A 10,775-nucleotide genomic window follows, 5' to 3' on the forward strand; every position below is an offset into this window, starting at 1 on the left:
AATGTGGGAGCGAGCCTGCTCGCGAATGCTGTGGGTCAGCCAATGATGGGTTAACTGACAGTCCGCCTTCGCGAGCAAGCCCGCTCCCACAGGACTCGTGGTTTACCCAGATATCACAATCATCCATAAAGCCAATGTGGGAGCGAGCCTGCTCGCGAAGGCGTCGTGTCAGTCAATTGTGTTTTAGCTGACCCGACGCTTTCGCGAGCAAGCTCGCTCCCACAGGACTCGTGGTTTACCCAGATTTCACAGCCATCCATAAAGCCAATGTGGGAGCGAGCTTGCTCGCGAAGGCGTCGTGTCAGTCAATTGTGTTTTAGCTGACCCGACGCTTTCGCGAGCAGGCTCGCTCCCACAGGACTCGTGGTTTACCCAGATTTCACAGCCATCCATAAAGCCAATGTGGGAGCGAGCTTGCTCGCGAAGGCGTCGTGTCAGTCAATTGTGTTTTAGCTGACCCGACGCTTTCGCGAGCAGGCTCGCTCCCACAGGACTCGTGGTTTATCCAGATATCACAGCCATCCATAAAGCCAATGTGGGAGCGAGCCTGCTCGCGAATGCTGTGGGTCAGCCAATGATGGGTTAACTGACAGTCCGTCTTCGCGAGCAGGCTCGCTCCCACGGGGTTTTGCAGGGTTTGAAAAAACCACTGTAAGGTTTAGAGGGCGACGTTGTTCTGGTTCAGGCGTTCGCGCAAAAACTCGACCAACGCCTGCACCGGGCGCGAGGCCTGACGATGCTGCGGGTACACCGCCGACAACGTCAGCGGCTCCGGACGCAGATCATCCAGCACCGGCACCAAGCGCCCGTCCTTCAACGCCGCGCCAACAATAAACGTCGGCAAATACGTGATCCCCATTCCCTGCACCGCCGCATCCCTGAGCAACTCGCCGTTGTTCACCCGCATGCGCCCGGTGACATTGACCAACATCGGCTTACCCTGCCCCGCATTAAATCGCCATTGCACCGAACGCCCATGGCCATAAGGCAGGCAATCGTGGTTGAGCAGTTCTTCCGGTTTCAACGGCGTCCCGCGTTCAGCGAGGTAAGCCGGGCTGGCGCAATACACCCGCTCGATCGACGCGATGCGCCGGGCGATCAACGTTGAGTCTTCCAGCACACCAATGCGCAGCGCCAGGTCATAACCCTCGCCCAGCAAATCAACCGGCCGATCACTCAGATCCACCTCCACCGTGACCTCGCGATAGCGCTGCAAAAACATCGGCAGCAGACAACCGAGGTGCGCGACGGCAAACGACAGCGGCGCGCTCACGCGAATCGTTCCGCGCGGCTCGGCGGTCTGCCCGGCGATGCCCTGCTCGACCTGCTCGACTTCGCCCAGCAGGCGCAATGCCGATTCGTAGTAGCTCTGGCCCAGCGGGGTAACGTCGAGGCGCCGGGTCGAGCGATTCAACAATCGCACGCCGAGGCGTTCTTCCAACTGCATCAAACGCCGGCTGACGAACTGCTTGGACAAGCCCAACTGATCGGCCGCGGCGGTGAAGCTGCCGGAGTCCATGACCTGGCAAAAAATACGCATGTCTTCGAACGGGTTCATTGTCACTCTCTGGTGGACAGTTAAACGCTTTATAGCCGCTTTTTCACTTTCGAGCAGCTCATTAATCTGTGCTCACGGTTTGAAAACAACCCTGAACACGTAGGAGCTGCCGCAGGCTGCGATCTTTTGATCTTGATCTGCGGTGACGCGGGTAAAAGGCAAAAACAGGATCAAAAGATCGCAGCCTGCGGCAGCTCCTACATCACACATTCGAAAATGGAATTGAACATGAACATTAAACAGACCCTCGCCGCTTCCCTCCTCGCCCTGTCCATCGGCAACGCATTCGCCGCCGAGACCTCCGGTGTCGAACACAACACTCAGGCCTTCCTCAACGCCCTCGCCGCTGGCGGTGGCAAACCCCTTGAGCAACTCAGCCCGAAAGACGCCCGTGCGGTACTGACCGGTGCGCAGGCTTCGGTGAAAGTCGACTTGTCCGGTGTTGAAGTCAGCGACAAGGCGATCAAGGTCGATGGCCAGACGATCAATCTGAAAGTGGTGCGTCCGGCCAAGGTCAAAGGTGAGTTGCCGGTGTTCATGTTCTTCCACGGTGGCGGCTGGGTGCTCGGTGATTACCCGACGCACCAGCGCTTGATTCGTGACTTGGTGGTGGGCTCTGGCGCTGTCGCGGTGTACGTCGATTACACGCCGTCGCCGGAAGCGCAGTACCCGACCGCGATCAACCAGGCGTATGCCGCGACAAAATGGGTGGCTGAGCACGGCAAAGACATCGGTGTCGACGGCAAGCGTCTGGCGGTGGCCGGCAACAGCGTCGGCGGCAACATGGCGGCGGTTGTGGCGTTGATGGCCAAGGAACAGAAAACCCCGGCACTGCGCTTCCAGCTGTTGATGTGGCCGGTGACCAACGCGCAGTTTGACGACGGTTCGTACCAGCAATTTGCCGAGGGCCATTTCCTCACCAAAGGCATGATGCAGTGGTTCTGGGACAACTACACCACCAACCCCGCCGAGCGCGCGCAGATCCATGCTTCGCCGCTGAACGCCAGCGCCGAACAGCTCAAAGGCTTGCCTGCTGCACTGGTGCAGACCGCCGAGTTCGACGTGCTGCGTGATGAAGGCGAAGGCTATGCGCGGCACCTCGATGCGGCCGGCGTGGCGGTGACCTCGGTGCGTTACAACGGGATGATCCATGACTTTGGTTTGCTCAACCCGCTGAGCCAGATTCCTGAAGTGAAGGCAGCGGTGCGTCAGGCGGCGGCTGAGTTGAAGACTCATCTGAATCCTTAAAAACAAAAGATCGCAGCCTGCGGCAGCTCCTACATTGCAATGCAATTTTCTGTAGGAGCTGCCGCAGGCTGCGATCTTTTTACTGGCAAGCACTGCGGAGCTTCGGTCATGACATTCTTCTACACCCACCTGCTGTCTCTTAGCGCCGCCCTGCTGCTGCTCGACGCGGTGCTCTGGCACTTCACGCCGTTCACCCATCGTGCGCCAAGAGTGGCTGTGCGGCTGGCGCTGTTTCTGGCCTTCTCCGCGCTGGTGATCAATGCCGGTGTCAGCCCGCTGCAAGCCCCGCTGTTCGCCGATGACCGCGTCGCGCAACTGGGTGCAACGGCGTTGGGGATTCTCTGGTGGTTGTACGCCGCGCGAGTTTTGACGGAAGTGATCGGCCTCGCGCTGATGCGTCGCATCGGTCATAGCGGTCGTTTGCTGCAAGACGTGATCGGCGCACTGGTGTTTCTCGTGGCCATCGTTGCCGCCGCCGGTTACGTGCTGGAACTGCCGGTCAAAGGCTTGCTGGCGACCTCCGGAGTCGTCGCTATCGTCGTCGGTCTGGCGCTGCAAAGTACCTTGGCCGATGTGTTTTCCGGGATCGTCCTCAACACCACCAAGCCTTATCAGGTCGATGATCTGGTGATGATCGATGGCGTCGAAGGCAAGGTCTTCGACATCGACTGGCGTGCCACGCATCTGCTGACCAGCGCCGGCACCATGGCCGTAGTGCCCAACTCGGTGGCGGCGAAGGCGAAGATCGTCAACCTCAGCCGCCCGAACAACATGCATGGCGTGTCGATCAGCATTCAAGTGCCCAATCACATTCGTCCGCGCCGGGTGCTCGATGCACTGGATCGTACGCTGCAAGGCAGCAGCTCGCTGTTGCTGAGTCCGGCGCCAAAAGCCGTGCTGAAAGAGGCCGGCGAAACCATGTCGGAATACGTCGCCAGCGGTTTCATTGCCGAGTTGGGCAAGAAAGGCGAAGTGCGCAATCAACTGTTCGACCTCGCCCACCGGCATCTCGAAGCAGCAGGGATTTCGCGGCATCCGGACGGCGTGATCGAACCGTCGACCCGCGCACGTGCGCTGCTTGATGAAGTGAAAATTTTCCGTTCGCTGAGCAGCGAAGAACGTGATCGCCTCGCCGAATCGATGGTCGCTCAGCAGTACACAGCAGGCCAGGTGGTGCTGGGGCTGGATGAAGTACCGGACAGTTTGTTCGTGATTGCCACGGGGGTGGTCAGTGCGACGGTGCCGGATGGTAATGAGCAGACTGAAGCCGGGCGCATGGGGCCGAGTGAGGTCATGGGCGAGCAGAGTATTCTGGCTGATACGCCGTCGCAGGCTACGTTTACCGCGCTGACGTCGAGCATCATTTATCGACTCGACAAGAACCTCACTCGTCAGTGCATGGAACAGCGCACGGAGGTGGGTCGGGCGTTGAATAAATTGCAGGCGGTACGTCAACAGAACAGTCGCCTCGCGTTGATGGCTAAACCGGTGGCGGTGCGGAAAGGCGGGTTTTTGGGGTGGCTTCAAAAGCGTTGAAAGCAAAAGATCGCAACCTGCGGCAGCTCCTACATTGGAATGCGATCCCCCTGTAGGAGCTGCCGCAGGCTGCGATCTTTTGATCTTACTTGGCGGTGAACTTGGTATAGCTGTTAATCAAATTGCGATAGTTCGGCAAACGCTCCGACAGCAAGTGCGCCAAACCTTCCATATCGTTGCGCCAGTCACCCTGCAGCTCGCACGCCACCGAGAACCAGTTCAGCAGGTGTGCACCCGCCGCCGACATCCGCGCCCACGCCGCTTGCTGCACGGTGGTGTTGAAGGTGCCCGACGAGTCAGTCACCACAAACACTTCGTACCCTTCAGCAATGGCCGACAAGGTCGGGAACGCCACGCAAACATCCGTCACCACACCAGCGATGATCAGTTGCTTGCGACCGGTCGCCTTGATCGCTTTGACGAAATCTTCGTTGTCCCACGCATTGATCTGTCCCGGACGCTGAATGAACGGCGCATCCGGAAACTGCTCGCGCAGTTCAGGCACGATCGGGCCGTTCGGGCCGGCGTCGAAACTGGTGGTGAGGATCGTCGGCAGTTTGAAGAACTTGGCGATGTCGCCCAGCGCCAGCACGTTGTTCTTGAATTCGTTCGGGGTGAAATCCTGTACCAGCGAGATCAGGCCGGTCTGGTGATCGACCAGCAGTACAACCGCATCATCTTTGTTCAGACGTGTGTAAGGAACGCTCATGGGAAAACTCCTGAGGGACGGATGGATGAAGCGTGAAGCGCCGACCGGTCGGCCGGCGCTTTGGGGGAGAATCAGAAAGCGAAGCAGGAGCAGCCGAACGCGCCCCAGAACCCGGCAAAGTCGCTGACCGGCGCGTTCGACATCCGCGCCTTTTCATGGCTGTGGGTGTGCACGGCGCAAGGGCCGCTGCACTGGTGAACCTGCGCCTGCAACGGCGAGTTCGGCCGCCAGTGGCCCGGGACTTTGACCACCGGCGACCAGTCCGGCAGCACCGGAATCGAGCGCGGCCCGAGGTCTTCGAAGTCGCCGGCAGCGTAAACAATCTTGCCGCCGACCACGGTCAGTACCGACTCGATCCACTTGATCGCTTCTTCCTCGACATGGAAAAAGTCCGCGCTCAGCGCTGCTAGATCCGCCAGTTGCCCGACCTTGATCTGGCCTTTCTTGCCCTGCTCCGAGGAGAACCAGGCGCTGCCGTGGGTGAACAGTTCCAGCGCGGTGGTGCGCGGCAGACCTTCTTCGTACAAGGCCAGGCCACCGACGGTGCGACCGCTGACCATCCAGTACAGCGACGTCCACGGGTTGTAGCTGGAAACCCGCGTCGCATCGGTGCCAGCGCCGACCGGCACACCTTCGGCGAGCATGCGCTTGATCGGCGGGGTCGCCTCGGCGGCTTGCTTGCCATAACGGTCGACGAAATATTCGCCCTGAAACGCCATGCGATCCTGAATCGCAATGCCGCCGCCCAGCGCTTTCACCCGCTCGATGTTCTGCGGGGTGATGGTTTCGGCGTGGTCGAAGAACCATGGCAAACCGTTGAAAGGAATGTCGCGATTGACCTTCTCGAACACGTCGAGCATACGGCTGATCGATTCGTTGTACGTCGCGTGCAAACGGAACGGCCAGCGCTGTTCAACCAGGTGGCGCACCACCGGTTCCAACTCTTCTTCCATGGTCTGCGGCAGATCCGGGCGCGGTTCGAGGAAGTCTTCGAAATCCGCTGCCGAAAACACCAGCATCTCGCCGGCGCCGTTGTGGCGCAGGTAGTCGTCGCCCTGATGCAACTTGACGCTGCCAGTCCAGTTCTGGAAATCGCTCAGTTCTTCTTTCGGTTTCTGGGTGAACAGGTTGTAGGCGATGCGCACGGTCAACTGGTCGTCTTTGGCCAGTTGCTCGATCACTTGATAATCGTCCGGGTAGTTCTGGAAACCACCGCCAGCATCGATCGCGCTGGTCAGGCCGAGGCGATTGAGTTCGCGCATGAACTGGCGGGTCGAGTTGACCTGATACTCCAGCGGCAGCTTCGGCCCTTTGGCTAGCGTCGAATAGAGAATCATCGCGTTAGGCCGCGCGACCAGCATGCCGGTCGGGTTGCCATTGCTGTCGCGAACGATCTCGCCACCCGGCGGGTTCGGCGTGTCGCGGGTGTAACCGGCGACACGCAGCGCGGCGCGGTTGAGCAGCGCGCGGTCGTACAAATGCAAGATGAACACCGGTGTGTCCGGCGCGGCCTGGTTGATTTCTTCAAGGGTCGGCATGCGTTTTTCGGCGAACTGGAATTCGTTCCAGCCACCGACCACGCGCACCCATTGCGGGGTCGGCGTGCGGTCAGCCTGATCCTTGAGCATGCGCAGCGCGTCGGCCAGCGACGGCACGCCTTCCCAGCGTAGTTCGAGGTTGTAGTTCAAACCGCCACGGATCAAGTGCAAGTGCGAGTCGTTGAGTCCGGGGATGACGCAGCGGCCGTGCATATCGACCACTTGCGTGTTCGGCCCGCGCAGGGCCATGGCTTGGTTGTCGTTGCCGACGACCACGAAACGGCCGTCGGTAATCGCCACGGCACTGGCCAGCGGTTTGGTGCGGTCTACGGTATGAAATTGGCCATTGAACAGAATCAGATCGGCGCTCATCGCAGTTCCTCAAGCAAAGTAAAAAGAAGCAAACCCCGCGCGCTCAGCGTGGCGAGGTTTCTTGGGAATCGAGGTGTTCATGGGCCTGACTGGCTTCGAGCCACGGCGCGAACAAGCGCGTGACGCGCGGCATGAACACGTACACCACCGACACGACGATGGTCAGAGTGATCAGGAACGTGGCGACCACGTAGTTGGAAAGCAGCGGATGCAATCTGAGCAGCGGCCCCCAGATCAGCGGCACCAGCAAGGTGTGCGGCAGAATCACCAGCAGCGTGATCACTGCTTGTTTCCAGCGCGGCGGTGGCGAAGCGGCTTCGGCCAGCGGCGAGAACCAAAACTCGTTGACCGGCGCGACTTCGGTCTGGTCGCCATCGGCAAGCATCGGCGCAGCTTCATCGACCAGCGCCTGACGCTGCGGCGATTCCAGCCACGACTGCATCGCATCGGTCGAACAAAAACGCAGCACGCAGGTATAAAAGTCGAGGCCGGCACGCTTGCCGCGCACCACATCAACCCCCAAGTGCCCTTCCCGCTGCCCCGCGACCCGCACGATATTGCGTAGCCAGGCTTCATACGCCGCCTCAAACCCGGCCTTGACCCGGTGCTTGACGATCAGCGTCACGGTCTCATCAGACCCCGGTGCTTTTGGACTCAGGACTTCAGGCATAACGCAGCACTCCGGGCAAACGGACATTGAGCGCCAGCCGTCCCGGCCCGGCGATAAACACAGTGGCAAACAGGATCAACAGCAACCAGCCGAACTGCCCCTCGGCCACACTCCATTGCGGATGCACGACCAACAACGCCACCAGCAGAACAAAGAGAATAGGCACGCAGGCCAATCGCGCCAGTACCCCGGCGACGATCAGTAGCGGGCAGACGACTTCGGCGAAGATCGCCAGCATCAGGGTGAGGTGCGAACCGAGGTGGAACGGATCTTCGATCAGCTGCAATTGCGCGCTGAAATCCAGCAGCTTGGGCAAGCCGTGTACCCACAGCAAAAACAACCCGCCGCTGACCCGCAGAAACAGCAAACCGACGTCGCGCGCCCGTTCATCGCGTTGCAAAGCGTTCATGACCCCATCCTGGAAACTTCATCGACCTGAATAATGCCGATGCCGGGAAGGGAAAAATTGAACGGGTGTGCTCAGTTCACCAGCGTGCCGAGATATTCAGCACACCACAAAACCCTGTGGGAGCGGGCTTGCTCGCGAAGGCGTCGGGCCAGTCGATTGATCGTTCCCACGCTCTGCGTGGGAATGCAGCCCGGGACGCTCCGCGTCCCTTCCAGGGCCGAACGCGGAGCGTCCGTTGAGGCATTCCCACGCAGAGCGTGGGAACGATCATGTTCAGGCAGGTGGATTGAGGTTATCCAGCACCCGATTCACCGCGAGCTCGCCGAGCATGATCAACTGCGCTATCCCCAACAATGCCCGGCGCTGCGCTGCGGGCAAGAGGTGAGCGACGTCCTGGGCAATGGTTTTGGCTGAGGCGAGGGTTTCGCTGGCGTCGGTCAGTAGATCTTCGTTTTTGGTGTCAGCGGTGACGGCGTACATTCCACGGGTTTTACGTGGAGGCGGCGTAGAGCCGGGTGGGCAAAGGTAATGGTCGAGGGCGCGGTCGGCGGCTTGGTGGAGTTTTCTGGAATCGATGGATGCGTAGGGGGATGTGGGGTCGATGTCTGGTGGGTTGGGGGTGACTTTGAACATGGTGAATCTCCTTTTTAGCGCAGGGATCACCACGTCCAGTCGCTAAACAGGATGGGTGGCGACCGTATGCAGGTTAGCGAACCGGAAAAAAGGCAACCCGGTAGACCCGAAGGTCTCCCGCATACAGCCGCCATAGCGAGGTGCAGACGATAGCCCGCAACGAAGCATGGAGCGTTGATGCACTTTTTTGATCCGAGTCGCTAAACCCGATCGCTGAATATTTCAGCGACCGCCAAACGATAGAGACCGGGCCACAAGCGCACAAGCCGGCGGATTCTGTCTTAGCTGTAGGCAAAGGCGCAAGGTTGTGTAGCCTGAAAGAGTGTCTGTGCATGTTGCTTAAACAGCGGTGTTTAAAACACCCACAATTCAAGCATGACGCAGATGCCAATGTGGGAGCGAGCCTGCTCGCGAAGGCGTCGGGGCAGTCGATAAATGCTTTGACTGACACGCCGCTTTCGCGAGCAGGCTCGCTCCCACAGGGGTCTTTTATTGTCTGTGAGATCGGCGCTGGGTTTAGACCGTTGGGATATCCAGCGGCGCCGCCATGAACTGACTGATCCGCGACCGCAACCACTTCTCCGCCGGATCGTTGTCATGCACCCCGCTCCACGCCATCGACAACTGCGCCGCATCAATCGGAAACGGCGGGTCTTCGGCACGCAACGCACAGCCTTCAACCAATGCACACGCCGCATAATCGGGCACGGTGGCGATCATTTCGGTGCCGGCCAGCAACGCGCGCAAACCACTGAACTGTGGCACGCCGAGCACGACGCGGCGGCTGCGGCCGAGCTTGGCCAAGTCGAGGTCGATGTTGCCGCTCAAGTCGCCGGAGAACGAGACCATCGCGTGCGGGCGTGCGCAGTATTCGTCGAGCGTCAGCGGGCCTGGGCGACCGTCGCCGCGCAGGACTTTGCAGGGGATGTCGCGGAGTTTTTTGCGTTTGGCGTTGGCCGGCAGGTCGGTGGTGTAACTGACACCGACGGAGATCTCGCCGGACGCCAGCAGCGCCGGCATCAGCAAGTAGTTGGCGCGGCGCACCACGACGACGATGCCCGGTGCCTCTTCCTGAAGCTGACGCAACAACGGCGGGAACAGGCCGAATTCCGCGTCGTCCGACAAGCCGATCCGGAACACATCGCAGCTGCTTGCTGGCTCGAATTCCTTGGCGCGGCTGACAGCGCCGGAGATCACGTCCATGGCCGGTTGCAGTTCTTTGAGAATATCGAGCGCGCGCGCCGTCGGCTCCATGGCGCGACCGTTGCGCAGCAGCAACGGATCATCGAACAGATCGCGCAAACGGCCTAACGCGGCGCTGACGGCGGGTTGGCCCATGAACAGTTTTTCGGCCACGCGGGTCAGGTTCTTTTCGAACATCAAGGCTTCGAAAATCACCAGCAGATTCATGTCGACGCGGCGCAGATCGTTACGGTTCATGGGCTCGATTTCCTTGTATGGCCAGCCAGACGCAAGTGCTACGCACTTTACTCGATCAACAGCCCATCCAGCGCGGATCTGTTAAGCGAATTAACAACGATTAACTCGTCAGCGGCCAGCCCGCGCACAACAATCGGTGGCCTGCGCAGCGTTGTTTTTTGACCTGAGGGAAAGCGCCGAGTGTGCGTTCCCCACCGACACGGATCCTGGCCATGGCTCACTCTCTGCAAACCGTCGCCCTCGCCCCTGCCTGCGAACCCCTCGTGCCACGCACCGGTGGCCTCAGCCCGCAACGGGTGCGGCGGGTCAAGCAACTGATCCTCGACCGTCTCGGCGAAAGTCTGGAAGTCACCGAACTGGCGCAGGCGTGCTCGCTGTCGCGCAGTCATTTTTCGCGAGCCTTCAAGTGCAGCACCGGCGTGTCGCCACAAGACTGGATACGCAGCCAACGCCTCGCCCGCGCCAAACTGTTGATCCAGCACACCGACCTGAGCCTGACGCAAATCAGCCTGGAATGCGGTTTCTGCGATCAGGCGCATTTCTGCCATATTTTTACTCGCAGCGAAGGGATCAACCCGTTCGCCTGGCGCTGCCAGGTCATGCGTGAACCGAGAAGTCCTCGCCCACTGTCATGAAGTTTTGAACCCACCACTCACACCAGC

Annotated in this window: 10 protein-coding genes; 3 read left to right on the top strand and 7 right to left on the bottom strand. The window is 60.1% G+C overall.

All coding sequences use genetic code 11. The annotated features are described in order from the left end of the window. Positions 1-658: 658 nt before the first annotated feature. Entirely contained in the window at positions 659-1,558 is a 900-nt protein-coding gene (locus ACP3TY_RS15240; RefSeq protein ID WP_159815779.1) for a LysR family transcriptional regulator, read from the bottom strand. A gap of 228 nt (positions 1,559-1,786) precedes the next feature. On the opposite strand from ACP3TY_RS15240, the gene ACP3TY_RS15245 reads away from it, so the two are divergent. Together ACP3TY_RS15245 and ACP3TY_RS15250 are read left to right on the top strand one after the other, a co-directional pair. Continuing rightward, positions 1,787-2,806 carry an alpha/beta hydrolase gene (locus ACP3TY_RS15245; RefSeq protein WP_159815778.1) on the top strand — a complete coding sequence of 340 codons (1,020 nt, stop codon included), beginning with the start codon at positions 1,787-1,789 and terminating at the stop codon, positions 2,804-2,806. 108 nt (positions 2,807-2,914) lie between these two features. After that, on the top strand, positions 2,915-4,342 hold the full coding sequence (locus ACP3TY_RS15250; RefSeq protein WP_426617895.1) for a mechanosensitive ion channel domain-containing protein: 1,428 nt from the start codon (positions 2,915-2,917) through the stop codon (positions 4,340-4,342). 85 nt (positions 4,343-4,427) lie between these two features. On the opposite strand, the gene ycaC is transcribed toward ACP3TY_RS15250, so the two are convergent. From ycaC to ACP3TY_RS15280, 6 genes are all read right to left on the bottom strand, one after another. Then, positions 4,428-5,051 (bottom strand): isochorismate family cysteine hydrolase YcaC, encoded by a 624-nt coding sequence (gene ycaC, locus ACP3TY_RS15255; RefSeq protein WP_007913541.1) that lies wholly within the window; start codon positions 5,049-5,051, stop codon positions 4,428-4,430. A 71-nt stretch (positions 5,052-5,122) separates the two neighbouring features. Beyond that, positions 5,123-6,961: an amidohydrolase gene (locus ACP3TY_RS15260; protein ID WP_282354532.1), complete on the bottom strand. Its 1,839-nt coding sequence runs from the start codon at positions 6,959-6,961 to the stop codon at positions 5,123-5,125. A 43-nt stretch (positions 6,962-7,004) separates the two neighbouring features. Next, a complete protein-coding gene (locus tag ACP3TY_RS15265; RefSeq protein ID WP_053119045.1) occupies positions 7,005-7,631 on the bottom strand; it encodes an antibiotic biosynthesis monooxygenase in 627 nt (208 codons plus the stop codon). Then, complete coding sequence (locus ACP3TY_RS15270) at positions 7,624-8,040, bottom strand: DoxX family protein (protein ID WP_159815775.1); 417 nt, start codon at positions 8,038-8,040, stop codon at positions 7,624-7,626. Before ACP3TY_RS15270 ends, ACP3TY_RS15265 begins: the two co-directional genes overlap by 8 nt. A gap of 273 nt (positions 8,041-8,313) precedes the next feature. Next, on the bottom strand, positions 8,314-8,673 hold the full coding sequence (locus ACP3TY_RS15275; protein WP_212546165.1) for a DUF6124 family protein: 360 nt from the start codon (positions 8,671-8,673) through the stop codon (positions 8,314-8,316). A gap of 516 nt (positions 8,674-9,189) precedes the next feature. Further along, positions 9,190-10,113 (bottom strand): LysR substrate-binding domain-containing protein, encoded by a 924-nt coding sequence (locus ACP3TY_RS15280; protein ID WP_426617898.1) that lies wholly within the window; start codon positions 10,111-10,113, stop codon positions 9,190-9,192. Between the two features lie 212 nt (positions 10,114-10,325). Between ACP3TY_RS15280 and ACP3TY_RS15285 the strand changes: the two genes are divergently transcribed. Continuing rightward, the gene (locus ACP3TY_RS15285) at positions 10,326-10,748 is read left to right on the top strand and encodes a helix-turn-helix domain-containing protein (RefSeq protein ID WP_426617900.1); all 423 of its coding nucleotides are present in this window, start codon (positions 10,326-10,328) and stop codon (positions 10,746-10,748) included. Positions 10,749-10,775: the final 27 nt, after the last annotated feature.

It is taken from the genome of Pseudomonas rustica (genome assembly GCF_049959085.1).
Lineage (GTDB): Bacteria > Pseudomonadota > Gammaproteobacteria > Pseudomonadales > Pseudomonadaceae > Aquipseudomonas > Aquipseudomonas rustica.

Bases quoted from the DNA above. Each gene is read 5' to 3' on its own strand.
- ACP3TY_RS15240 (WP_159815779.1), bottom strand. From the start codon at position 1,558: ATGAACCCGTTCGAAGACATGCGTATTTTTTGCCAGGTCATGGACTCC.
- ACP3TY_RS15245 (WP_159815778.1), top strand. From the start codon at position 1,787: ATGAACATTAAACAGACCCTCGCCGCTTCCCTCCTCGCCCTGTCCATC.
- ACP3TY_RS15250 (WP_426617895.1), top strand. From the start codon at position 2,915: ATGACATTCTTCTACACCCACCTGCTGTCTCTTAGCGCCGCCCTGCTG.
- ycaC (WP_007913541.1), bottom strand. From the start codon at position 5,051: ATGAGCGTTCCTTACACACGTCTGAACAAAGATGATGCGGTTGTACTG.
- ACP3TY_RS15260 (WP_282354532.1), bottom strand. From the start codon at position 6,961: ATGAGCGCCGATCTGATTCTGTTCAATGGCCAATTTCATACCGTAGAC.
- ACP3TY_RS15265 (WP_053119045.1), bottom strand. From the start codon at position 7,631: ATGCCTGAAGTCCTGAGTCCAAAAGCACCGGGGTCTGATGAGACCGTG.
- ACP3TY_RS15270 (WP_159815775.1), bottom strand. From the start codon at position 8,040: ATGAACGCTTTGCAACGCGATGAACGGGCGCGCGACGTCGGTTTGCTG.
- ACP3TY_RS15275 (WP_212546165.1), bottom strand. From the start codon at position 8,673: ATGTTCAAAGTCACCCCCAACCCACCAGACATCGACCCCACATCCCCC.
- ACP3TY_RS15280 (WP_426617898.1), bottom strand. From the start codon at position 10,113: ATGAACCGTAACGATCTGCGCCGCGTCGACATGAATCTGCTGGTGATT.
- ACP3TY_RS15285 (WP_426617900.1), top strand. From the start codon at position 10,326: ATGGCTCACTCTCTGCAAACCGTCGCCCTCGCCCCTGCCTGCGAACCC.